General features: G+C 62.1%; 22 protein-coding genes and 1 pseudogene. 9 read left to right on the forward strand and 14 right to left on the reverse strand.

What is annotated here, in order from left to right; genetic code table 11:
* Positions 1 to 409 precede the first annotated feature (409 nt).
* Together BD293_RS19150 and BD293_RS23460 are read left to right on the forward strand one after the other, a co-directional pair.
* Positions 410 to 1096, forward strand: a complete 687-nt coding sequence (locus BD293_RS19150; protein WP_142085078.1) for a hypothetical protein — start codon at positions 410 to 412, stop codon at positions 1094 to 1096.
* Between the two features lie 429 nt (positions 1097 to 1525).
* Positions 1526 to 1696: a hypothetical protein gene (locus tag BD293_RS23460; protein ID WP_342781418.1), complete on the forward strand. Its 171-nt coding sequence runs from the start codon at positions 1526 to 1528 to the stop codon at positions 1694 to 1696.
* Positions 1697 to 1879: 183 nt separating this feature from the next.
* Here BD293_RS23460 and BD293_RS19160 read toward each other — a convergent pair whose 3' ends face one another.
* From BD293_RS19160 to BD293_RS19180, 5 genes are all read right to left on the reverse strand, one after another.
* Positions 1880 to 2899, reverse strand: coding sequence for a threonine aldolase family protein (locus tag BD293_RS19160; RefSeq protein ID WP_142085080.1), 1020 nt, complete (start codon positions 2897 to 2899; stop codon positions 1880 to 1882).
* 345 nt (positions 2900 to 3244) lie between these two features.
* Positions 3245 to 3502, reverse strand: coding sequence for a WGR domain-containing protein (locus tag BD293_RS19165; protein WP_142085082.1), 258 nt, complete (start codon positions 3500 to 3502; stop codon positions 3245 to 3247).
* 102 nt (positions 3503 to 3604) lie between these two features.
* On the reverse strand, positions 3605 to 4540 hold the full coding sequence (locus BD293_RS19170; protein WP_142085083.1) for a DUF2493 domain-containing protein: 936 nt from the start codon (positions 4538 to 4540) through the stop codon (positions 3605 to 3607).
* Between the two features lie 366 nt (positions 4541 to 4906).
* Complete coding sequence (locus BD293_RS19175; RefSeq protein WP_142085084.1) at positions 4907 to 5938, reverse strand: DUF7146 domain-containing protein; 1032 nt, start codon at positions 5936 to 5938, stop codon at positions 4907 to 4909.
* Positions 5939 to 5952: 14 nt separating this feature from the next.
* Positions 5953 to 10350 (reverse strand): strawberry notch family protein, encoded by a 4398-nt coding sequence (locus BD293_RS19180; protein WP_142085085.1) that lies wholly within the window; start codon positions 10348 to 10350, stop codon positions 5953 to 5955.
* Between the two features lie 176 nt (positions 10351 to 10526).
* Here BD293_RS19180 and BD293_RS22815 point away from each other — a divergent pair, with 176 nt between their 5' ends.
* The gene (locus BD293_RS22815; RefSeq protein WP_170207232.1) at positions 10527 to 10673 is read left to right on the forward strand and encodes a hypothetical protein; all 147 of its coding nucleotides are present in this window, start codon (positions 10527 to 10529) and stop codon (positions 10671 to 10673) included.
* A 115-nt stretch (positions 10674 to 10788) separates the two neighbouring features.
* Positions 10789 to 11391 (forward strand): hypothetical protein, encoded by a 603-nt coding sequence (locus BD293_RS22820; RefSeq protein ID WP_170207233.1) that lies wholly within the window; start codon positions 10789 to 10791, stop codon positions 11389 to 11391.
* A gap of 9 nt (positions 11392 to 11400) precedes the next feature.
* On the opposite strand, the gene BD293_RS19190 is transcribed toward BD293_RS22820, so the two are convergent.
* The 8 genes from BD293_RS19190 to BD293_RS19225 form a co-directional block, all read right to left on the reverse strand.
* Entirely contained in the window at positions 11401 to 11709 is a 309-nt protein-coding gene (locus BD293_RS19190; RefSeq protein ID WP_142085088.1) for a type II toxin-antitoxin system TacA family antitoxin, read from the reverse strand.
* Positions 11710 to 11797: 88 nt separating this feature from the next.
* Positions 11798 to 12442, reverse strand: coding sequence for an antitoxin of toxin-antitoxin stability system (locus BD293_RS19195; RefSeq protein WP_142085089.1), 645 nt, complete (start codon positions 12440 to 12442; stop codon positions 11798 to 11800).
* Complete coding sequence (locus tag BD293_RS19200; RefSeq protein ID WP_142085091.1) at positions 12435 to 12854, reverse strand: hypothetical protein; 420 nt, start codon at positions 12852 to 12854, stop codon at positions 12435 to 12437. Before BD293_RS19200 ends, BD293_RS19195 begins: the two co-directional genes overlap by 8 nt.
* Before the next feature lie 78 nt (positions 12855 to 12932).
* The gene (locus tag BD293_RS19205) at positions 12933 to 13130 is read right to left on the reverse strand and encodes a hypothetical protein (RefSeq protein ID WP_142085093.1); all 198 of its coding nucleotides are present in this window, start codon (positions 13128 to 13130) and stop codon (positions 12933 to 12935) included.
* Positions 13130 to 13645 carry a DUF6878 family protein gene (locus tag BD293_RS19210; protein WP_142085095.1) on the reverse strand — a complete coding sequence of 172 codons (516 nt, stop codon included), beginning with the start codon at positions 13643 to 13645 and terminating at the stop codon, positions 13130 to 13132. The genes BD293_RS19205 and BD293_RS19210 overlap by 1 nt, the downstream gene beginning before the upstream one ends.
* A 105-nt stretch (positions 13646 to 13750) precedes the next feature.
* Positions 13751 to 14269, reverse strand: a complete 519-nt coding sequence (locus tag BD293_RS19215) for a DNA repair protein RadC (RefSeq protein ID WP_142085097.1) — start codon at positions 14267 to 14269, stop codon at positions 13751 to 13753.
* 173 nt (positions 14270 to 14442) lie between these two features.
* Positions 14443 to 15642 carry a DUF932 domain-containing protein gene (locus BD293_RS19220; protein ID WP_142085099.1) on the reverse strand — a complete coding sequence of 400 codons (1200 nt, stop codon included), beginning with the start codon at positions 15640 to 15642 and terminating at the stop codon, positions 14443 to 14445.
* A gap of 177 nt (positions 15643 to 15819) precedes the next feature.
* The gene (locus tag BD293_RS19225; protein WP_142085101.1) at positions 15820 to 17922 is read right to left on the reverse strand and encodes an ATP-dependent nuclease; all 2103 of its coding nucleotides are present in this window, start codon (positions 17920 to 17922) and stop codon (positions 15820 to 15822) included.
* A 138-nt stretch (positions 17923 to 18060) separates the two neighbouring features.
* Here BD293_RS19225 and tnpA point away from each other — a divergent pair, with 138 nt between their 5' ends.
* Genes tnpA through tnpC form a run of 3 tightly spaced genes read left to right on the forward strand, consistent with a single transcriptional unit; the run spans position 18061 to position 20527 of the window.
* Positions 18061 to 18477: an IS66-like element accessory protein TnpA gene (gene tnpA, locus BD293_RS19230; RefSeq protein WP_142085103.1), complete on the forward strand. Its 417-nt coding sequence runs from the start codon at positions 18061 to 18063 to the stop codon at positions 18475 to 18477.
* A complete protein-coding gene (gene tnpB / locus BD293_RS19235) occupies positions 18474 to 18824 on the forward strand; it encodes an IS66 family insertion sequence element accessory protein TnpB (protein ID WP_142085105.1) in 351 nt (116 codons plus the stop codon). Before tnpA ends, tnpB begins: the two co-directional genes overlap by 4 nt.
* Positions 18825 to 18883: 59 nt before the next feature.
* Positions 18884 to 20527, forward strand: a complete 1644-nt coding sequence (tnpC, locus tag BD293_RS19240) for an IS66 family transposase (protein ID WP_142085107.1) — start codon at positions 18884 to 18886, stop codon at positions 20525 to 20527.
* Positions 20528 to 20760: 233 nt separating this feature from the next.
* Here the strand turns inward: tnpC and BD293_RS19245 are convergent, their stop codons facing one another.
* Positions 20761 to 21165 carry a single-stranded DNA-binding protein gene (locus BD293_RS19245; protein ID WP_142085109.1) on the reverse strand — a complete coding sequence of 135 codons (405 nt, stop codon included), beginning with the start codon at positions 21163 to 21165 and terminating at the stop codon, positions 20761 to 20763.
* Between the two features lie 425 nt (positions 21166 to 21590).
* Between BD293_RS19245 and BD293_RS19250 the strand changes: the two genes are divergently transcribed.
* Positions 21591 to 21902 carry an H-NS histone family protein gene (locus tag BD293_RS19250; RefSeq protein WP_142085111.1) on the forward strand — a complete coding sequence of 104 codons (312 nt, stop codon included), beginning with the start codon at positions 21591 to 21593 and terminating at the stop codon, positions 21900 to 21902.
* A 326-nt stretch (positions 21903 to 22228) separates the two neighbouring features.
* A pseudogene (locus tag BD293_RS19255) lies at positions 22229 to 23524 on the forward strand (IS1182 family transposase); the annotation flags it as partial.
* Between the last annotated feature and the right edge of the window lie 46 nt (positions 23525 to 23570).

Consider the following 23570-nt stretch of genomic DNA (forward strand, 5'->3'; position numbering starts at 1 on the left):
CATCAGCGACATTCGGGGCACAAAATGCTGCGCAGTGCATGAGTACCGGTTCTGGAAAGCTGCGCCGGAGCATCGTGTTCGTCCTGACCGACGACAATGGGCCGGTCGCTTGATCGTGTCACGACTCGCGAGCCCGTCAGTTGGGCTTTGTTTAGCGTGCCAAAGCCTGCGTGCGCCCCCAATGCCCCCTCGATATTCAATCCCATCGACATGACATGCCGCCCAAAGCATAATAAATGATGGGCACCCGCGACACTCGGATCATCGTATGCGCAAGATCATACCACCCTCTAACCAAGTCCAGCTCGACCTTTTTTCACCGGATTGTTCGCCGTCAGAGCCCGTGACGCCTGCTGAGACCATAGCCGCGCACAAACCCGCTGCCGCCCCGTCGGTGCCACCAGAAGAGATGAGCGACGAGTGCTTGCTTACGGAATTTCCAAGGGCGTCGGTGGCCGCCGTCTCGGCTCTGGGCGCTGAACTAATCAAACGGCGCCCAGCGGGCTGGCAAGAGGCCGCCATCAAGCTGTGGTGCCGCTTTCGTGGCTTTGGGGGTGAGAGACCCATGGTTGAGCAAGAGATCATCCTCACAATGGCGGTCGAAACCGCCGATCGACGCTTGCTGGAAGCGATTATGGTCGAGGGGCAGATTCTGCCTTGCTTTGAGCCTTTCCTGGTCCGCGCGGCGGCAGCAAATGGGGCGGCGCTTCCAACGGAAATGGTAGAGGCTGGTCTGCGCAACAAACAGGCAGATGTGCGCTGCGCGGCCCTGCGTTTGGCAGTAATATCCGGCCTTGGGCGGGATGACATCTATGCAAGCCTAACGGACCCTGTACGCGAGGTCCGCCGAGCGGCAGCGATCACCCTTGCCGAGGCTGGAGAAGAGGCGGCACGCGATATGCTACTCTGCGAGATGCTGGTTCGGCCAAGTCGGCCCCTGCTTGAGGCTCTCAGCTTTGTCGCGAATGAGGACGTCGTCATCCGGCTTGGGCAGCTCGGGCGTCAAAAACCCGAATGGTGCGAAGTCGTGATTGCTGTGCTGGATACCATCGATCACCCCAAGGCGGGAAAGGTTATCGCGAGCCTGATGAACTGATCAGTTTGCCATGCCGCTGTCGCGTAACCCTGAAATCGGCTCTGCCTCAGTCTGTGCGGCACCGGCAGACGCCGAAAGCTGTCATCGCCATTCAGGGAACCTGGCAAGATGCGGACATCCAGATCGCACCATAACACCATATAAGGGCTCCATGCCAGACGAGCATACAAAATATAGTGCATTCTGTATTGTAGAATCGGTTGCGTGCAGAATATACTCAATCAAGATCAGGCATTCGCTGTCGATCTGCTCCTGAGCCAGCAACCGCCTGTGCTGTCTCACATGCCTTATACTGGGCCAGCTTTATGCTGGCCCATTTTTCATTTGCCTATCTGGCGCTGCTCGAGGTTTTCGTCATCGCCATCAGATTTCATGACATTGGAGATAGAGATCTCGAGGCGCTGTCGCTCGCGAAACTGCGCAAATTGCATGAACGACATCGACAAGGCGATCACCACCACCTATGAGGGCCGGCAAAAGGCAGAGGCCCGCGCCAAGGTGGAAGCCTTCGCCAAAGACCTGGGCTATTCGCTGGCCGAACTCAGGGGCGGGGATGCAAAACCCAAGCGCGCGCGCCCCTGCAAAATACCGCCACCCTGAAAACCCGGCGCTCACCTGGCCCGGCCAGGGACGCAAACCGCTGTAGCTCAACGAGGCGTTGGAGGCGGGCAAATCCGCAGCGGACATGGAAATCGGTTGATGAACGATGTCGCTATCAAGCCAACCAAGGTGAGCAGTTGGACATGTCGCGGTTCGTTGCGAGGGCCTGCAAACGCCGATTTTTCACGCGATCCCCGCAAGCGCATCAATCAACGCATCCGCATCGGCAGGACCGACATCGAGATGCGTGACCATGCGCAAGCGTTTAGGCCCAACAACGGTCACAGTGACATTCTTTTCCCGCAACCGCCGCGCTGTTTCCCGCGCATCTGGCGCGTGGTCGGCGAGATCGGCCATCACGATGTTGGTGTCTACCCGCATGACGCTCTTGATCAGCGGAAGCACTGAGAGCCTTGCGCCTATCGATTGTGCGAGCGCGTGATCTTCTGCCAGACGGTCTACATGGTGATCAAGTGCATAAAGACACATAGCGGTCAGAACCCCGGTCTGACGCATTGCCCCGCCCCAACGCCGCTTCAGCAGCCACGCTTGTGCGATAAAATCATGCGAGCCGGCAAGCACTGCGCCAACCGGACAGCCAAGCCCTTTGGTGAAGGCGATCCAGGCACTGTCGAAACCGCGCGCATATTCCGCGGCCGGGATACCGGTTGCGACTTGCGCATTGAGCAGCCGCGCCCCGTCCAGATGCGTGGCAAGCCCTGCCTCTTGCGCCGCAAGGACCACGCCATTCAACTGCTCCAAAGGCCAGATCGCGCCACCGGCAAGATTCGCGGTCTGCTCCGCGACAAGCAGGCGTGACCGAGGGGCATGGGCAGAACGTGGTCGAATGGCCGCACCCAACTGCTCGGGCGTCAGCATTCCTCTTTCGCTGTCGATCGGATACATCATCACACCCGACAGCGCAGCCGGTCCGCCGCTCTCGGCAAAAATGATGTGGCTTTCGCGTGTACAGATGACCTCATCACCCGGGCGGGTATGCACTGCGATGGCAATCTCGTTGCACATTGTGCCCGAGGGCAGGAAAAGCGCGGCCTCCATGCCCAGCATTTCCGCCACCCGGGCACAAAGCTCAAGTGTCGGCGGATCTGCGTCATGGCGCTCATCCCCAAGGGGAACGTCAAGCGCGGCCTCGCGCATCGCGCGCGTCGGGCGGGTTTGAGTGTCGGAGTAAAAATCGTGCATCGAACCTGTCAGCTATTTATCCGCCCTGTGACAAGCCGTCTCAGGAGGCTTTTTTCAGGGCCTTGCGGGCGGTTTTCAGCTTGGCTTCCTGCCTAGCGACTTTTGCCTTGCGCGATTTGACTTCTTTCTTGAGCTTCTTGATCTCGGGTTTCTTGGCCATGATGCTATCCTCGCATGTCGCCGACCCTCCCCCATGGTACGTCGGCACCGGCCACTATTGACCAAAAACCCTGCGAATACAAATCTCAGCGCGGCTGCAACATCTCGGGTGGGTCAAACGTCACCCTGCGTTGCGCACAGCGCGCACGCGCGCAAAATGCCAAGGCACAGACGGCACCACGCAGGTCACGCATATCCCCGCCGCTGCTTCACGCGCGCGAGTTTCATCAGCGCGGTCACGGCCTGCCCTTCATCGGCATGCGGCTCGACCATCATCTGGCCGCGATATCCGATGCGGCCCCATTCGCGCACAAGGCTGGCACCGCCGAACAGGTCCGGCTGGATGCTCATGCGGTAAAAGCGGCGCATGTTGCGCTCAGGATCGACCCGGCGCATCTGCAGGTCGGTCGGGAAGATTTCCAATTGGCTGACAGTATCAAACATGTCGCAATCCGGGCGCGGGGTTTGTGCCATGATATCAGGGGAAAGCGCGTGCTTCCACCGTGATGTCCGCCGCTGTGTTGTCCCCCGTGAGGGGAAAGGGGCTCACGCCCCCTTCTCAAACTTCATGACCGGGATGCCCAGCTTGCGGGCCTTGTCGGCGAGGTTCTCCTGGATGCCATTGCCCGGGAAGACCAGAACACCCACCGGCAGCACATCCAGCATCGCGTCATTGCGCTTGAACGGCGCGGCCTTGGCGTGCTTGGTCCAGTCAGGCTTGAAGGCCACCTGCGTCACCCCCCTCGCCTCAGCCCATTTGGCGGCGATGAGTTCTGCACCCTTCGGGCTTCCCCCATGCAAGAGCACCATATCGGGATGTTTGGTCCGGACCTGGTCGAGCTTGCCCCAGATCAGGCGGTGATCGTTGAAGTCGCTGCCACCAGTGAGGGCAACCTTGGGACCTGCGGGCAGCATCACCTCGGTTTCCGCGCGGCGCTTGGCGGCCAGGAAATCGCGGCTGTCGATCAGCGCTGCGGTCATGTGCTGGCGGTTCACCATCGATCCGGTGCGGGGGCGCCAGGCGGACCCCGTGTGATGGACAAACTCTGTGGCGGCGTGATCGCGCATCATGTCCATGCAGTTGCGCCGCTCGACAAGAGTTAGCCCCTCGGCCATCAGGCGCTCGAGCTCGGTGGATTTCACCTCGGAGCCGTCCTGCTCGCGCTGGAGGCGGCGCTGCGCCTGCTCGTTCTCGTCGAGCGACCGCTCGACCCTCGCCGTGGCGCGGTGGAAGAGGTTGACCTGGCCCCAGAGCAGTTCCTCCATGTCGGGTTCCATGCGGGTGTCTTCCAGCGTGCCGACGAGGGCATCGAAGATATCGGCCGCCGCGCGGCGCAGGTGATCGGCATCCGGCATCGGGCGCGGATCGGGCTCGTCTTCAAAGGGGCGGTAGCCATAGAGCTGCAGCTCTTCGAGCGCATGGGCGGTCTGGGATACGGTCTGGGCGGGGTCATAGGCATCCTCATGGGTCTGGATCGTCATCTGTTTCTTGCCTCCGGGCTTGTCTCGTCCGCGCGACATCCCGCGCGGCCTTCATGGGCAGCTCTGAGCCGTCATGGCGGACGACCCTTCACCCCCTCTTCGGGGCCGAAACGCATGTGGAGGAGGGCGGCAGGCAGGCTATTTGTTTCGCGATGCAAAGCGGGATTTATCCCGCGGCGGAAATAGCCTGCCTGCCGCCCTTGAGGGGGCGGACCCTTTGACGGCAGCACGCCCATCTCTTGAAGGCCGTGTGGGTGTCGGGGGATGAGATTACCCCGGGAAGAGGCAAGGCGACGGTCCAGAACCGCGACAGGGATCCGTGACCCCTGCCGCGCACTCCCAGACCGCCCCCTTGCGCGGTGCGGCTCAGCCGAACAGGCGCTGCCGATCTTCGGGCCCGATCTGCCCTGCCAGATGCTGGCGCAGCGCCTCCGCGCCGTTCGCCCGCAGATCATCGTTGAAATCCCCGAGACGCGGTTCCAGCACCCGGACGGCAATCCCGACCTCGGTTGCTCTGGCGCTCAACCGCTCTGCCGCGCGCGCACCCGCAGGATCGCGGTCGATGGCGATGTAGAGGCGCTGCAAACCCTCCGGCAGCAGGACGGCCCCGAGGTGACCCGATGAGAGCGCCGCCCAGACAGGAAGGCCGGGGACCGCTTGCGTGAGCGACAACATGGTCTCGATGCCCTCCCCGACCACGAGGATGTTGTCATGCGGGGTCAGCCTGACGGCATTGCCCAAAAGGTGACCCATGGCCCGCCGCTGCGTTTTGACCGCCGCCTTGTCCTGACCGTCTGGCGCCAACCAGGTGCGATGCACACCCTGCAAGGCCCCTGCCCCATCGGTGACAGCCGCGATCAGCGCCGGTCTGGGGAGGCTCCGGGTCTGGCCCTCATCCCGATGCCAGCACTTGGGGTGGAAGCGCAGGGCCCTCATCGTGCCGCCTTGGGTGAGGCCCCGGGCGCGGAGGTAAGTGTCGGCAAGCGTGCCGTTGAGCGGCTTTGCGGCCGCAAACAGGCGCGCCGCTGCTGCTGGCGTGCCACCGGGGGGTTTGGGTTTCCTTAGTGCTGGCGCATCCGGCATCACCGGCATTGGGCGGCCAAGATGCGTGCGGGCCTCGTCTAGGAGTTCGGGAAACCGCGTGATCCCCGTGCGCGCACGGATGATGTCCAGCAGATCCCCATATTGCGACGTCGCGGAATCACTCCATTTTCCGCGCGCGCCCGGCCCGGACGTTGGCCCGGTCAACCGCACAAAAAGCGACCGGCCCGGGTTGTTCTGCAGATCGCCCACCATCCAGTAAGACCCTTCCCGCCGCCCGGCGGGAAGGTAATGACGACATACGCTTTCCGCGTTTTGCGCAAGTTCGCGCAGAAGATCTTCTGTTTCAACCGACATGGACCGCATCTTTTTCAACCATTGCGTGCATGTAGGCCAGCCACGGGCAGGCGCGCAAGCAACTGCTTTAGAACCGTAATCCCGCGCGGATCCGTCGGGCAGAACAGCCGCAGCTTCCACGCGATGATTTCCGAGAAGAAGCCATCGGCCTTCAGCCGGTCCTTGGCGGCCTCGGTGAACCCGGAGAGCTCGATCCGGTTCACGCCCATGACGCGGGAGCGGTGAAGTTCCATCCCCTCGGCCAGCCGCACCACCGTCTTGCCCTCGAGAACAAGGGCATGGACCTGCGCCGCTGTCAGTTTTGGTGCATCCTCCGCCAGCGTGGTTGCGACCCAGGCGGGCGAAACGCGGCGGCCAATGATGCGTTGGCCGTCATCGGTTTGCAGCCGGTAGACGCGGGTTTCATCCTGCGGCAGTTGCTTCCAGATCGGCAGCAAGAGCCCCGCCACGATGTGCAGGGTGGACTCGCTGAACTCTGGCACCTCGGCCAGTTCCGCCGTCCAGGCGGCAGTGAACGCCGCGCGGTCGGCTTCCAGCCAGTGGGTGTCCTCCATGATTTTGGCCGGAACCGTGCTGGCATCAAGCGGGCGGATCAGCCGCAGGCGGGGCTCTATCGTGCCATCATCCAGCATCAAGCTGGTGGCGGGCACCTGCACCGCAGCCCGGTTTGAGCGGCTGTTGACCAGAAGGCGTGCCTTCGGGTCGTCGAGCCAGTCCAGCGCATCCGCCAGCGACAGCGGCGTGTTGCGCCGTTTTTCCGCAATGGTGAGCAGCTGGGTTTCGGCGCCAGAGCCGGGATGGGTGTAGATCACCCTTGCATCGGTGACGCGAAAGCTTTCGGCGCGCAGCGTCTCGAGACCGAGGTCATAGACCCCGGCGGCGATGGCGCCCTCGATGCGCGCGTCGAGCAAGTCCTCAAAGGCCGCAAACAGCACGCCCTGCATATCAATCGTCAGCGCCAGCAGGCGATTGAGGAAGGTGGTGATGGGGGGCAGGTCGTCCTTCAGACCGTTGTCATCGGTCAGGCTGAGGCCCGTCGCATCCTCGAACGCCTCCAGCGAGCAGCCCGCCACATCGCCGCGATGCAGTTTGCGGTAGAGCTGGCGCAGCGCGTCGCGGGCATAGGGCGACTCGAGATTGTCTTCGGGCCGGAACAGCCCTTGCCCCCCGGTCTGGCGCTGGCCGCGCGTGATGGCACCCAGCGTGTCGAGGCGGCGGGCGATGGTGGAGAGGAACCGTTTCTCCGCCTTCACATCGGTGGCGACGGGGCGGAACAGTGGCGGTTGCGCCTGATTGGTGCGGTTGGTCCGGCCAAGGCCCTGGATCGCCGCATCGGCCTTCCAGCCCGGCTCAAGGAGGTAATGGACCCGCAGGCGCTGGTTTTTCACCCCGAGATCGGCATGGTAGCTGCGCCCCGTGCCGCCGGCATCCGAGAAGATCAGGATGCGCTTCTGGTCATCCATGAAGGCGGCAGTTTCCGCGAGATTGGCTGAGCCCGCGCGGCTTTCCACGACAAGGCGCGCGGCAGGACCCTCGCCCTTGCGCACGATGCGGCGCGAGCGGCCTGTGACCTCGGCCACGAGATCGGTCCCGAAGCGCTGCACTATCTGGTCGAGCGCGCCCGGGACGGGCGGCAGGCTTGCCAGATGCTCGATCAGCGCATCGCGCCTACGCACCGCCTCGCGGCATTCCACCGGCTGGCCATCGCGCGTGACAGGCCGCGAAGACAGGTTGCCCTCGCTGTCGGTGAAGGGCTCAAACAGCTGCACCGGGAAGGAATGGGCGAGGTAGTCCAGGCACGCATCCCTCGGCGTGATGTCAACGCGGACGTCATTCCATTCATCCGTGGGGATGTCTGACAGGCGGCGTTCCATCAGCGCTTCGCCGGTGGAGACGATCTGGATGACCGCTGCATGGCCTGCTGCCAGATCGGCTTCAATGCTGGAAATGAGGGTGGGGGTTTTCATGGAAGTGAGCAGATGGCCGAAGAAGCGCTGCTTGGCGGACTCGAAAGCCGAGCGGGCGGCGGACTTGGCCTGGCGGTTCAGCGTACCGCCGGATTCGCCTGTCGAGCTGGCCGGGCCAGTAATGTTGGCCGCTTCCAGCGCCGCGGACAGGTTCCGATGTATGACTCCGAAGGCGAGCGCATATGCATCATAGATGCCGCGCTGCTCGGGACTGAGCGCGTGAACCAGCATCTCGTATTCGACGCCGTCATAAGAAAGCGACCGGGCGGTGTAGAGGCCAAGCGACCGCAGATCGCGGGCAAGGACTTCCATCGCGGCGACGCCGCCTGCCTCGATGGCCTGGACGAACTCCGCACGGGTGGTGAACGGAAAGTCCTCCCCGCCCCAGAGGCCGAGGCGTTGCGCATAGGCGAGGTTATGCACCGAGGTCGCGCCCGTGGCCGAAACATACACGACGCGCGCATTGGGCAACTTGTGCTGCAGGCGCAGGCCCGCCCTGCCCTGCTGCGATGCCTCGGTGTCACCGCGCTCGCCCTTGGACCCTGCGGCGTTGGCCATGGCATGGCTTTCGTCAAACAGGATCACCCCGTCGAAATCCGCCCCGAGCCAGTCGACGATCTGATCGACGCGGGACTTTTTTGCGCCCCGCTCTTCCGAACGCAGCGTGGCATAGGTGGTGAAGAGAATGCCTTCCGTAAGCGGAATGTCCTTGCCTTGGGCAAAGCGCGAGAGCGGCGTGACGAGCAAGCGTTCCTGCCCGAGGGCCGACCAATCGCGCTGCGCATCCTCCAACAGCTTGTCGCTTTTGGAAATCCAGAGCGCCTTGCGCCGTCCCTGCGCCCAGTTGTCCAGAACAATTCCGGCCGACTGGCGGCCTTTGCCCGCACCGGTGCCATCGCCGAGGAAGAAGCCACGGCGGAAGCGGATGGCGTCCACGGCACCGTCGGGCGCGGCTGAGACCATGTCGCCAGTTTCATCAATGCACCACGAGCCAGCAAGATGCGCAGAATGCGCCTCGCCCGCATAGATCAACGTTTCAAGCTGTGCGTCAGAGAGCAGGCCATCGCGCAGCACAGCCGCGGGCAGCTTCGGGCGGTAGCTGGGTTTTGGGGGCGCAACGGACGCCATCGCCGCCGACTGCACCAGCTTGGTTGGGTGCGGTTCTGCCCCGGGGATGGCGATCGCCTGCAGGCGGAAGGTCTCGTAGATCGCGTCAGAAAGGCGCGCGCTGGCATCGTCTTCGGTTGCATCGCGCAGCGCATAGGCCAGATCTTCGGCCTCGACTTGTGCACTGGACTGGTGTGGCTGGGCCGCAGGGGTTACGCGCGATGTGCTGATGGCAGCGCGCGTGAGGCGGGCAGGATTTCCCGGGAAGGGGGAGGTGGGGCGCTTTGCTGTCGCTATGCTCGGGTCCAGCGTGAGGCGCGGGGGGACACCGGCTGAAATCTGCGAAAGCAAACTGGCGACATCTGGGGATATGGGGCACGCCAGATCGGCGGTGATGCCGCCCGCCTCACCGCCCCGGCATTTGTCGAAGACCGAAACCCGCGTCTCGAAACTCGTGCCGTGTTTGGCAAAAGCGGCACCCGCCACCGCGCCGGTGAACACCAGATGCGCGGACTCGGTCAGGCGGGTGAAAGTGTCAGCCCAGGCGGGCGTATCGGGCGCGAAACCAGCCCCTGTGATGGCGACGAGCCGTCCGCCGGGGGCCAGACGCGCGAGCGCCGAGCGCAGATGCCGGGCTGTCGCCTCGGTGCTGCGGGTATCGACATTGGCCACCGCCGAGAAGGGCGGGTTCATCACGATGATGCTCGGGCGCAGCCCCGCGTCGAGATGATCGTCGATTTGTGCGGCATCAAAACGGGTGACCGGACGCCCCGGAAAGAGGCGGCGCAGAAGATCGGCGCGGGTGTCGGCCAGCTCGTTCATCATCACGCTGCCGCCTGCGATCTCGGCGAGGATCGCCAGAAGCCCGGTTCCGGCCGAGGGCTCCAGCACAAGATCGCGGGGCGTGATCTGTGCAGCAGTGAGCGCCGCGAGCCCCATGGGCAGCGGGGTCGAGAACTGCTGGAAGCGCTCCATCTCCTCCGAGCGGCGGGTATGCGTCGGCAAGAGGCCAGCCACCTTGGCAAGGATGGGCAAGAGTGCTGCGGGTGAACCCGCCCGGGCCAGAAGCGCGCGGCCGAATTTCCGCAGGAACAGGACGAGCGCTGCCTCGCCCGCTTCATAGGCCAGCTTCCAGTCCCAGGCGCCAGTCGCGTCAGAGCCGCCAAAGGCGCGCTCCATCTCAACGCGCAGGCGCAGCGCGTCGATCTGGAAACCTTGCGCCAGGTCAGGCTGCAGCGCCTCGGCCACGCTCAAGATCGCAGCGGCCGTATCGGGCGACGGGATGGGGGCAACAGAAGCAAGTGCGCGCTCGGTCGCAAAATGGGCGAGATGGGTCATCGGGAAACTCCGGAATGAGGGACAGGATCAGGCCAGGACACCCTCTCTCGGGCACCCTCAGGCCTGACCCTCCCCGGCCCTCCTCTTCCTCTCGAGCCCCATGATCTGCGCAGGTGGCTTGCTTTTGTTCCTGTTATGTTCTATATTGAGGGTCGAGCTATGAAGGGAGAGCCCCGATGGACAGCACCACTTACGCCCTGCCCGCAACGCCGAAGCAGATCGCCTTCGCCGAAGGCCTCGCCCGCATCAAACGCCGCGCCGTCCCGGACGAATGTTTCCGCGACAAGGGGCTGATGGCGAAATGGATCGATGGGAATAGGTGAGGGTGGCACTATACCGCCGCGCGAGCATTCGGAGCTTTTGCCACACCATAGGTTCACAAACCGATCGTATTTGCCAAACTGTAGAGTGGCAGATTGGGTCGTCAGGACTTCAACCTTGATCAAACTCCTGTCCGAGCCGCACCAGCTCCGTGAGCGCGGCGTCCTTTTTCTACAAGTCGTTCTCTCCAGCGATGAGCTTGCGAACATTGCTGACGGACATGAACATTCTGAGCGGGTTCGAAGCCAAGGATTGGAACCCGTAGCCTTCGTAAAGTGCCCTGCGGCGCGCAACGCGATCAGGATCACCGCAGTCAAGGACATCAAGCATGACGACCGCGACGCCAATGGCGTCGGCCGCAACGGCGATTCGCCGGAGGGCGTCGACAAGCAGATCGCCGCCAAACCCGCCCCCGTGGAACTTCTGATCACGCCCGATCATCGAGATATAGGCGGCGGGGATGTTCCCATGCGAAGGCCGGGACCGCGCAAACTTTGCAGGAAGATCGGTAAACTCAACCGCGTGCGCATTCAGAGCATAGAAGCCGATGACCGTGCCGTCTCGGTCAACCATAACATAGAGGCGGACGTTATCTGCCTTGGCGAGCTTGTTTGCGGTCTTCTGAAAATAGTTGTCGACTTGCTCGACACCGCAAGAAAAAGCCGCCCGATCATGCCTCGAAGGATCGAACGGCTCAATGATATAGGTAGCAGGTCGTGAGCCCGACATTTACTGCGACACAACTGTTTTGCTGTGCCGACGGAAGGCCGCGCGCAGGGCCTCAGTCGGCGCCGCCGGCGCATCAAGCACTGCGAAGAACGCCTCATGATCGACCGGCTGCAGCACCGTCCGTTCATGCGCTGCGATCGTTGCCAGCGCTGCCTGGTAAGCGGCATTCATCGTGAAGACGGAATCGTCGACGCCAGAAAGCGCCGCCGCCTGCTGGATTGCAGTCTTGATGCGCGGCTTCGTCCGGAAATTCATCCGGGCCTCGTTGCGCTCATCGATCGCGCGCGTGGTGTCGTGGAAACCAAGCATGGTCGCCTCCTGTTTTGCCAATCCATCATGTACGCCATTTTGACGTACAATACAAGCGTTCGGTCAGAGAAATTCAACGAAAGCCCGCTCACCCAAACCGTCGCCCAGTCTCAGTGAAAGTGTATTCATTGGCGATGATCCCTTCCTCGATTGTCTCGTCCGAGGTGAGGTGGTCATACTCAACCTGAAGCTGGCGATAGAGCCAGCGGGCCAGATCGCGGATTGCTTCAACCACGGTTTCCTCGGCATCCTCGGTCGGCGGCTGCCAGGTCGGGCTGTCGCGCGTAACGTCCACCGACATGGTGTATTCGTGGTAATAGCGGCCCCGATGGCTGATCTCGGCGGCGAGCTGGTAGAAGTTCCGCCGCTGGACGGCCTGAAGCCGGTCAGCGATGCTGTGCAAGGTCGCGTCCTGGGGCGCATAGGCGCGGATGCGTGCGGTCGCGCCCTTGGCGTGGCTGAGGTAGCCCTCAAACGACGCCCCATCCCCCTGGCTCCAGAACCCCGAGAACCAGATGCAGGGCTTTTGGCGCGTGCCGCCGCCCATCAGGCGCACAGGCGTGGTCTTGAGGCGAATGCCGAGAATCTCGCAGACCTGTTCGAAATCCTCATAGACCGCGTCCCACCAATCATCATGGGGGTCCAATTCGCGATACCAGCTGCGTGCCTTGTCCTTGGCGGCGTCGGAGAGTTCGGGGAACTGGTAGACGGTGGTGCAAATCACCTCAGGCATGGGGGTCCTCCCCGTTCAGTGCGGCGGCCAACCAGTCTTGCGTGCTGGTGGCACCAATCAATTTGCGCGCGCCAAGGTCGATGACATGCGCGCCGCCGCCGAAGGCGTCGAGGCGGGGGCGGGAACAGGTCAGGGCGTACTGGAAGCCCCAAAGGCCAGTGAGGCCGAGGTCGTGCGCAAGGCGCAGCACGAAGCGGATGACCGCCTCGGGGTCGCCGTGGTCTTCGCTGCGGATCCAGAGTTGTGATCCAGAAGGATCGCTCTCGATCGTCAGGTCAAAACCGCAACACAGGGTTTCTGCCTCGGCATAGGCGTCGTTGCGCAGCGCGAGATACGCCTCATAGGCGCGCGCGGCATTCTGGGGCGTGCCAACGTCCAGCAGGCACGAGAAACGGGTGAAATAATCCGCCATTGGGGTCTCCATAAGAAAAGGCCCGACCAATGGCCGGGCGTGGGGTGTGATGAGTTGGGATGATCAGGGGCGGCAGCGTCAGTCCGCCCCCACTGGGTTAGCCTTTGTCTGCAGGCGCGCATGGCTGGCCAGCATGGCGCGGTAAAACCGCTGGCGCGCGACGCGCAGCCCGCGCATGCGCCGCAGGCTGGGATGCAATGCCCGGATCGCGGCGCGCAGCACAGTGCAGGGCCTGTCCTGAGGACTTACCCCCAGGCGTGCATAGAACGGGTCCATCACCATGGCCCCTGCGCATAACTGGCGGAGCAGGCTTGTGGCGGGCCGGAGGGGGACACAGCACCGCACGGAGTGTAATCGAGCAGGTTCGCGCGCGCAGCGGCATCGAAGCAAAAGCTGCCATCTGCAGCGCAGGTCGTGCCGGATGCCGCGCGCAAATCCTGCAGCACATCGCAGGCGATGCCCGCAATCGCGTGTCTGAGCGCCAGATTGCTGGGCGCGAACCCGGGCTGGTCCAGCGCAACATAGGGGATGGTCACATCGGGACAGGGGCGTTCCACATCATCCGCCCAGGCGGTGATGCCGGTGACCCGGCAGATGTCATGACCACAGTGAAAGCTGACCATGACATGGGTGATGCCAGCACGGGTCAGATGATCATAAAGCCGGGTCATATTGGCGGCCATCAGGGCGGCCAGGCGGGCCTCGGCCTCGGCATACCGGGCCTGCAGCCCTTGAAAATCCGTGCGGGCCGGGGGCAGCGGGGCGGGTAATGTCGGGGTATTCTGGCGCATCGATCTCTCCTTCAAACAGGCTGGGGACATGCGCGGGGCGGGGCGATCTTTCCTCTTCCCCCGCAAGGCGCATCTCTGCCCTGCCCGCCTCTGCCTCTTCGGGCCTCACGCGGCCAGTTGCAGCGCGCGGGCGGCAAATCCGCGCCAGAGCGGATCAACCAGACGCGCATCCAGCAGATCGGCACGCTGGCGCAGGCGTTCTGCCAGATCAGCCTCGCGCCAGTCAGTGGCCCGGCCCGCCTGTGCGCGCAGCTGGCTTGCCTCATGCACCACAGATCGCGCCTCGGCCGCGCTCGCCACCGGATGGCACCAGGCCACTGCGCTCTCGCTGGCCGCACCCGCGAGCACCAGACGCGCATCGCGGTCCAGAATGGCGATCATCTGCGGGGAAGCATCGGGGGCGATGTCCTCGGCGTGATCGATCGCGCCCTGCATGGCCTCCGCCAGCGTGGCGAAACGGGCAAGGACCATGGGCGCGGCCCGGCCTGACATCTGCGCAGCGGGCAGCGGGTTCGGAACTGTAAGCGCGAAGGGGCGCTTGGGATCAGCGGTGCCATTTGGGCTGTGTGGCGCGGGGCCGCTCGGGCGAGGGGTCGGGTGGATCGGCAGGGGCAAGTCGAACATGGCGCATATCTCCGACGGCGCGGAAAGCCTCTCTCCCCGCTTCATCCGTCAAAGACCAAACCACCGCCCTCTTCCTCGAAAGGGGGCGGCGGCGGTGATGTAGATAGCCATGCAAAACGTGAAACGGACGTGGCCGCCCGTTGCCCTGGGCAGCCACGTTCAAAAGGATCGTGTCAGCCGACCCGGTCGAGCAGCTTTTTCGCGCGCCCTTCCATGTCTAGACGCGCATCCTGCTGGGTCTTGTCGCGCGCAAGCCGCGTGATGCCCTGCACGAAATCGAAGATGCTCTCCGGCGGGCGGCCTTCTTCCATCAACACCTTCTCGATGATCTTGCCCGACTCGGCTTTCGAGAAGCCGCGCTTGCGCAGGAAGTCATCCCGGTCCTCGTCCGTGCGCGCCACGATCTGCTGCCGCGCCGCCTTGATCCCGTTCACAAACCCCTGCGGCGAGGAATTGGCAAAGCGCGTCAACGCCGGGGCGGCCTCATGCGCGAAGCGCGAGGCCGCGTACTTCGAGTGGCGGATCTTGATCTCCTGGAAATCCTCGACGCCCCACAGATTCCTGTTTTGACACACCGCCCGCAGGTAGAAGCTCGCCATGCCGAGGGTCTTGGCACCAACTTCGGAGTTCCAGCAGTAGAAGCCCCGGAAGTAGAGATCGGGCGAGCCATCGGGCAGCTTGCCCGCCTCGATCGGGTTGCGATCATCGACCAGGAACAGGAAGACATCACGGTCCGAGGCATAGAGCGTGGTCGTGTCGCGGCTGATTTCGACATCGGGGTTATAGACCCCGGTCGACCAGTCGAGCACGCCCGGCACCTTCCAGCGCGTGTCGCCGGTGCCATTACCCGCAATGCGCTGCACCGCCTCGACCAGTTCATGGTCATGGATCCTGCCGTAGCTTAAACCCGTTATCGCGCGCAGTTCGGTCCGGCCATCTTCGGTCTCGAAGGTCTTCACCTGCTCGGCGCGGTGATTGGTCAGGCCGTATTGCAGGTTGATCCCCGCCAGCGGCGCTGGCAGCTGCCGCAGATATGACGCCGGGGCGCCGACGATGCTGGCCAGCTGGCCAAAGGCCCAGTGCGTGGGGGCAACAGGTTCATGTGCTTTCGGCAGCATCAGGTGCAACCGTTCTGGGTTGTCGCGCGCGGCCTCGACGCGAATGTCCGCCGTCTGCACAACCCGGCTGCGGCTGCGCTCGGACCGACCCTTCACATCGGCCCAGAGATCGTCGAGCGACAGATACCGCTCATCATCCGGCCGGTTGAACCATTCGGACGACACCCGCCCGTTCCGCTCACCCCGGCTCACATCCACTTTCCAGCCACCAGCCCGCGTCGGCGCGACCGGATCCAGAACTTCCACAACACCCATCGGTATTCCTCCGTGACAGGCGCTGGAAGCCACTCTCCCAGCCCTTAACCTGTCACCGGGAAACCGGCACGTCTCTCACTCTTCAAAAGTCGAGCAATGCGGGACCAAGCTGGTGTTCATGTTGTTTCGAACCGAACGTAGCTTATTTGCGCTTTCCTCGCGCCCCTTCAGGTGCCACTACGGTGCGTCTTGCGGCGAGAATGCCTCGAACAACCCGACCCACCGCTCCACCACGTGCGGCGGGATCGCGTTCAATCCCCGTGTCAGCATCCTTTGTTTGACCTTGATCGACAGCGGCACTTTCCAATGTTCGTCAAGGTGCACGCCCTGCGCCTGTGCCCAGGCTTCGATCTGGCCCACAATTGGCAGGCCTGCCTGCACAACGTCCGCGAACCTCACGTCAGGTTCGCGTTCCATTCGGTCCAGTTCGTCGGCGATGATGTCGAATGGTATCAGGTCTTCAATCTCGGCACGCTCGTAGCCAACATGGGCTGCGACGCTAAGCACCTTGTCCGGGCTTTCCGCATACAAACCCTGAGCCAAGTTGGCGCGCATCTGTCGGCCAGGTCCATCGTCGTCGAGCAGCATCATCGGCAGCACTTCGTCGCGACCAGTGAGGATGCTGGCCACTACCCGCGCTGTCTTCGTTCCGCCAGAGGGTGGGAAGACCAATTCTCGTTTGGGCGTAATTTTCGCGCCGGAGACCAAGAGAGCCTTGATTGCAGTCAGGTAATGTTGATCCGACGGGCCTTCGACCAGCACGGGCCGACAACCAACAAGTAGGCTCTCAGCGACGCTCAGGTTCAGTGCAGAATGGACGGCATACGCCGCGCCCGCCTGCTCATCCCGGCCTTCGCTATGCCGCAGGTTTGGTGTTGCCTTGGTGGTGCCGTCCGCCGCTACATAGACTTTCCTAGCCCTCTCAAGTCGATCCGCATCGACCAGGAAGGGCGAGTGCGATGTATAGATGATCTGGTTGGTCTGGGACAGACTTTCAAAGAACGCAGAGAGGTCACGTTGGGCAAGCGGGTGCAGCGACACGCCCGGTTCGTCGAGGAGCAGCACCGCCTTTTTGTGGTCGCCTCGGCTTTCGACAAGGAAGACGAGATAGAAACTCAGGAACCACTGCAAACCCGTGCTTCGGTTCTCAAGCTCTACCTCAGTCGGACGCCGGTCGTCAGCAACCCAAATACGAAAGTGATTTCCGTCCGCCTCAAAACGGAAGCGGTAATCGCCTTGCTTCCACCAATCCCGAAAACGAGTGGTCAGAGTTGCGCCCGCAGACTGCAGCAAGATTGAGCGCGTCCGTTTCTGCTCCGCGATTGCGGCAATCTCATCCGCGGTTGGCTCTCGGTTCTGGCCATTCACCTCTTTGAAGTCACGTCCGAGTTCTAGGATTTCCTTTGCCTCCAACTGCACGAAGCTGAACAGCACCCGCAGCGTTCTCGCCTTTGCGGCTTCTTTCGCCCCCAAATCCTGCCGCACGAGGTTCTCAACGACATGCGGTAGGTAGATTTCTGAATCGAGGTTGCCATAGTTGGAGTAATAGACAAATGGCGGGATTGCGTTCACGATTACTGCTTCAACGCCTTCGACACGGCCTGGTGGCGGTGTCATCAGCACGCGGAGCTGGTCGCCTAGTTCTGACGATAGTTGCCTGACCATCGGGACAATAACGCTGGTCTCTGCAGGCTCTTCGGGTATTAGCGCATCGACTGCCTTGATGGCCGCGCGCAACTGAACCGCTCCAAGGTTCTCCGTTTCGGGCAGCGCGTCGGAGGTGGCCCTGAGGCCTTGAACCAACTGAGGCTGCAGCTCGGCTTCTTTCTTGAGAGCCTGCGCCGCTTCAACTGTGCCTGCGGCCCCCGTTAGCTTGCCCGCGAGCCACTCACGCGTAACGGTGGTGATCCGTTGGTGCTTTGGAAATTCGATGTCGTAGTGACCGTCGAAGAAGCGCGTGACGCGGACCGTCTTAGCAATCTCAGCCGAAATACCAGCGGCTTGCGCGATAGCAGCGCCGGATGCACCGGTATCAAACTCGGCTTCGATGAAATGGTAATCGCCCGGCGCGTTGCGGATTTCTCCGAACATCGTTTTCGGATAATCGGACGTCGGTTGAATCTCACCGTCTTGGGCAGGCTTTAGCTTCCAAAGTGGCAGCAGCAAGTTCGTCTTGCCAGACTCGTTGACCCCAATCAGCGCTGTCACGTCGTCGGCCTCAAGCCAACCGCTGTCGGACACGGACCGGAAATTGGAAACTCTGAACCTGGACAATTTCATATGCGAGCACTCCTAATCAAGCGCAATACTACTGGTTGTGTTGCTGCAAAGCAATGCAACACCATGTACTGACATCAACGTAAGCCTACGCCGAGGGCCGTCTTTCTGCGCTGAAGATTTCCGCTTAGGTCCGACGTTATGTCCGACCATAGATACAGACCCGAAGTCGAGATCCTTTCTGTCACCGATACCGGTCGCCGTCGGCGCTGGACGGATGCGCAGAAGGTTCGCATAGTTGAAGAGAGTTTCGGCCCGCGCGGGAGCATGTCCGAGACAGCGCGACGCCATGATATTGGTCGCACGCTGCTTGTGCGCTGGCGGCGTCAATATCGCGACGGTGAACTGTCGGGAGATGCTGCGCCGTTGCGGTTCATGCCGGTGACGCTCGCGGACCCTGAAGCCCCGGCGAAGGCAAATGCGCCAGAACCGGCACCTGTGCCGACTGCGTGCGACCGTGCAGAGATCACGCTGCTGAACGGTCGGCGTCTTTCGGTTGCAGCGATGATCGACCCTGCGGTTCTGACGCGCCTCGTGCAGGTGCTGGATCCGGCATGATCGCGTTTCCGGCTGGCACCAAGGTCTGGATCGCGGGCGGGGTGACGGACATGCGGCGTGGCATGAACACCCTGGCGCTGGCGGTGCAGCAGGGACTTGGCCGTGACCCGCATGGCGGCGAAATCTTCTGCTTCCGGGGCCGCAAAGGCGATCTGGTGAAACTGCTCTGGCATGACGGGGTCGGCATGTCGTTGTATGTGAAGCGGCTGGAGGCGGGCAAGTTCATCTGGCCTGTAAGTCAGGATGGGACGGCCGTTTCGATATCCGCCGCGCAGCTCGGCTATCTTCTGGAAGGGATCGATTGGCGCAATCCGCGTTGGACGCAACGCCCTGCAAAGGCTGGATAATCCCTGCTGAAGTGCCTGTTTTTATTGGCGATCCAGCGCATCTGTGGTAGTCCTCTGCCATGTCAGATGCCGCTTCCGAAATCGCCAGATTACGCGCTGAGCTGGCCGCGCAAACAGCCCGTGCCCAGGCCGCCGAACGCGACCTGGCGCAGGCGCGCGCCTTGGCATCCTGCACGGAAGCGATGATCCAGGAATTGAAGCTGGAGATCGCCAAGCTGCGCCGCGACAAATACGGCATCTCATCCGAACGCCGGGCGCGGCTGATCGATCAGCTGGAGTTGCAGCTTGAGGAATTGGAAGCCGCTGCCACGGAGGATGCGTTGGCGGCGGAACAAGCAGCAGCGCAGGATAAGACCAGCACCGTGCGCGCCTTCACACGACGCAAGCCCGTGCGCAAACCCTTTCCCGAGCATCTGCCGCGAGAGCGTGTGGTGGTCGAGGCCCCGTCCAACTGCACCTGCTGTGGTTCAGACCGGATCGTGAAGATGGGCGAGGATATTACCGAGACGCTGGAGGTCATCCCGCGCCAGTGGAAGGTGATCCAGACGGTGCGCGAGAAGTTTACCTGCCGGTGTTGTGAGAAGATCAGCCAGCCACCTGCACCCTTCCACACCATTCCTCGGGGTTGGGCCGGACCGCAACTGATCGCCATGGTGGCCTTCGACAAATACGGCCAGCACCAACCACTGAACCGCCAATCCGAGCGCATTGCGCGCGAGGGCATCGATCTCAGCCTGTCCACCCTGGCTGATCTGATCGGCCATGCCTGCGTTGCGCTGGCCCCGATCCATGAGTTGATTGAGGCCCATGTTCTGACAGCAGCACGCCTGCACGGCGATGATACGACGGTGCCGCTTCTGGCGCGTGGCGGCACCAAAACTGCGCGGCTCTGGACCTATGTGCGCGATGACCAGCCATGGGGTGGCAGCGCGCCACCTGCCGCCTTGTTCAAATTCTCCCGTGACCGCCAGATGATCCACCCCAACAAGCATCTCGCGGGGTGGCAGGGCGTTCTGCAGGCTGATGCCTATAGCGGCTATAACGACCTGTATCTGGCTGACCGCAGCCCCGGCCCTGCACGCAGCGCGCTCTGCTGGAGTCACGCACGGCGCAAATTCTTTGAGCTGGCCGACATCGCGGGCAACGTGCGCAAGAACAAGCCTGCACATGATATCTCGCCCGTCGCCTTGGAAGCGGTGAAACGGATCGACGCGATCTTCGACATCGAGCGCGACATCAACGTTATGGGCGCGGCTGCTCGCCTTGCCGTGCGGCAGGAACGGTCGCTACCGTTGGTTGAAGGCCTGCGTAGCTGGCTTCTGGAAGAACGCGCCCGAATGTCGAAACACAACAGCGTCGCAAAGGCCATCGACTATCTGATGCCGCCCAAGGGTGACCGATGGCATGCCTTCACCGCTTTCCTGGATGACGGGCGTATCTGCCTGACCAACAACGCCGCCGAACGCGCCCTGAGAGGCATCGCATTGGGCAGAAAGTCATGGCTCTTCGCAGGGTCTGAACGCGGTGGCGAAAGGGCGGCCTTCATGTACACCCTGATCGTCAGCTGCAAGATGAACGACATTGATCCGCAGGCCTGGATGGCAGACGTCCTGGCGCGCATGCCGGACATCACCGTGTCTCGCTTGCCCGAGTTGCTCCCATGGAACTGGAAGGCCCAGCAGGAAGCCGTCAAGGCCGCGTGACCGCGTCCCTCGCCGGATGCTTACACATCAACAACAAGAATGAGAGCTAGGAAGGACCGGAGTCGCTTGAAGGATTGAATGATCTATCCCCGTCATGTCCAGTGTCGGCACGCTGCAGTTCGAGGGAATTTTCGCATGGTGGAGCATCGGGAAGATGGACTCCGAGCCGCCTTGCGGCAATCAGTCAAACCCGGCGGTCTAACCCGCCGGGCCCAAGGGGGAGCCCCCGTTCCTCAGAACGGGATCTCGTCGTCGCGGTCGACCAGCTCGGGGTTTTCGTTCTCGGCCGACTTCGGGCGGCTCAGGAAGTCGACCTTCTCGGCGATGATCTCGCAGCCGTAGCGGTCGTTGCCCATGCTGTCGATCCACTTGCTGTAGTGGAGGCGGCCGTGGACAAGGACCTTCATGCCCTTTTCGCAGTGCTCCGCGACCGTCTTGCCGAGGCCATTGAAGCAGGTGATGCGGTGCCATTCCGTGTCCATGACCCGGTAGCCGTTCTCGTCGCGCAGGACGCGACCTTCCGAGAGGCGGGGGCGAGAGGTGGCGAGGCTGAAGTTGGTGATGTTGGTGCCGCCCTGGGTGGTGCGGGCTTCGGGTTTTTGGCCAATGTTGCCAGCGAGGATGACGATGTTCTGCATGGTAAGCTTCCTTCTGTGTCCTGTCTTCGGGACCGTCCCTTCGACAAGACCCTGAAAAGCCCGTCGGGTGACGCGTGCACGGTGGACGGAACGGACACCGGAAACCCCCAGAGGACCGGGGTGGAGCGGGCAGCCCCGAAGGGGCAACACGGCCCGGTCTGACGCGGGGTTGCGCGTGAGAGCCCTAACGGGATTAGGGGATTGTCAGTCGAAAGGATGGCCCAGCAGACAGAGCGACACGGGGGAAGCCAATGCCAGACCCTGTCATCCGGCACACATGGCCCGTCAGAACCCAAGCCCGGCCCTGCACTGGCGGTCGATACCGATCATGCCCAACCGCCCCCCTGCCCCAGCCGTAAGGGAGTTGCGGGTCCATGCCGATACAGGCTACCTTGCGGGATAATTCAGGACACGGAAAGCATAACGTGGCCGATTTCGATCTCGAGGCGCTGTCGCTCACGGAACTGCGCAAATTGCACAAGGACATCGCCAAGTCGATTTCCACCTACGAGGACCGGCAAAAGGCAGAGGCCCGCGCCAAGGTGGAAGCCTTCGCCAGAGACCTGGGCTATTCGCTGGCCGAACTCATGGGCGAGGATGCAAAACCCAAGCGTGCGCCCGCCCCGGCGAAATACCGGCACCCTGAGAACCCGGCGCTCACCTGGTCCGGCCGGGGGCGGAAACCGCAGTGGTTCGTCGAGGCCCCATCGGAAGGTTTCTTCGTAAAACCACGTTAACAAGGAACTTTTAGCGAACATTTTTCAGAGAGAACGCGAAATACATAAAAGTTATCAACACTTTATTCCATCAAGGCGATAATGGAGGATTTCCAGGAGTTGAGTCCGCGACTCTGCCAGTCCACAAAACGCTCGTTTTAGAGGCGGCTGCCTCGGAAGCGGGCTGCGCCCTAGAAAAGGCCCTCATGGCGTCCTTAAAACCGTCTCTATTTCCTCAGCGTCCCAAAATTCATCGCCGCCGTTTGATGGACGTGCCCCCAAAAGCGATGTTTCTTATATGTTCTTCCTTAGCGTGGTTTTACGAAGAAACCTTCCGATGGGGCCAGCCATCGCCGACCGGTCGGCCAGGCTATCATCCTGGGCTGTTGCTGCGGATTTATCTTTACGGGTATTTGAACCAGATCCAGTCATCACGGCGGCTGGAACGAGAATGCGGTCGGAACCTGGAACTCATTTGGCTGACCGGTCGGTTGAAGCCGGATTTCAAGACGATTGCTGATTTTCGTAAGGATAACGGGCCTGCGATCCGCAAAACCTGCCAGCAATTTGTTGCCCTATGCCGCAACATGGGTTTGCTCGACGGCGATGTTGTCGCGATTGATGGCAGCCGCTTTAAAGCGCTGAACTCCAAGGCCAAGAATTACACGCGCGGCAAGCTGCGCCAGAAGCTCGATGAGATTGATAAAGCAATCGAGCGTTATCTGGGCGAGTTGGATCGTGCTGATGCGGTGTTTGAGCAGACGGGCACTGTGCTGCCAGAGGCCCGCATGGAACGCACCCTGAGAAAGCTGGAACATCTGAAAAAAGAGGCGGTCCGCTACCGATCAATTGAACAGCGCATGGATGAGACTGGTGAAAGCCAGGTCTCGCTCAGCGACCCTGACGCCAGATCAATGGCAACAACAGCGCGCATGCCGCGCATTGTCGGCTACAATGTTCAGACCGCTGTCGAAGCCGATCACCATCTGATCGTCGCACATGAAGTCACCATGCTTGGGTTTGATCGGGACGCTTTATCGATGATGGCGGTAGCCGCGGGCGATGAAATGACGACAGATCAACTCACGGCAATCGCGGACAAAGGCTACTACAAGGGGGAGGAAATCGTCGTCAGCGAAGAGGCTGGCATCTCGGTTGTCGTTCCCAAACCCATGACATCAAATTCCGGTGCGCGCGGCCAGTTTGACAAGGCAGACTTCGCGTATGACGCCGCAAAGGATGTCTACATCTGCCCAGCGGGCGAGGATTTGATTTACAGATTTACCAGTCAACAAGACGACAAAGCCATCAGATCATACTGGTCGGGCGCATGTGCTGATTGCGTCATCAAGGACAAATGCACGACCGGCAAGGAACGCCGCGTGCGCCGGTGGGAACACGAGGCTGTCCTTGAGCGCGTTCAGGCGCGGCTGGATGCCGACCCGGGCCAATTGGCTGTCCGAAGCATGACGGTAGAGCACCCCTACGGCACGATTAAATCATGGATGGGTGCTACGCATTTCAAAATGCGGACCCTGAAAAAGGTGGCGACGGAAATGGCGCTGCATGTGCTGGCCTATAACATGACCCGTGTCATGAACATCATGGGCATTCCGGCGATGATCGCGGCGATGAAGGCGTAAATGGCCTTGATTGCTCAAAATCCGCTCCCGAAAACACAGAAACCAT

The organism is Roseinatronobacter monicus (genome assembly GCF_006716865.1).
GTDB classification, from domain to species: domain Bacteria; phylum Pseudomonadota; class Alphaproteobacteria; order Rhodobacterales; family Rhodobacteraceae; genus Roseinatronobacter; species Roseinatronobacter monicus.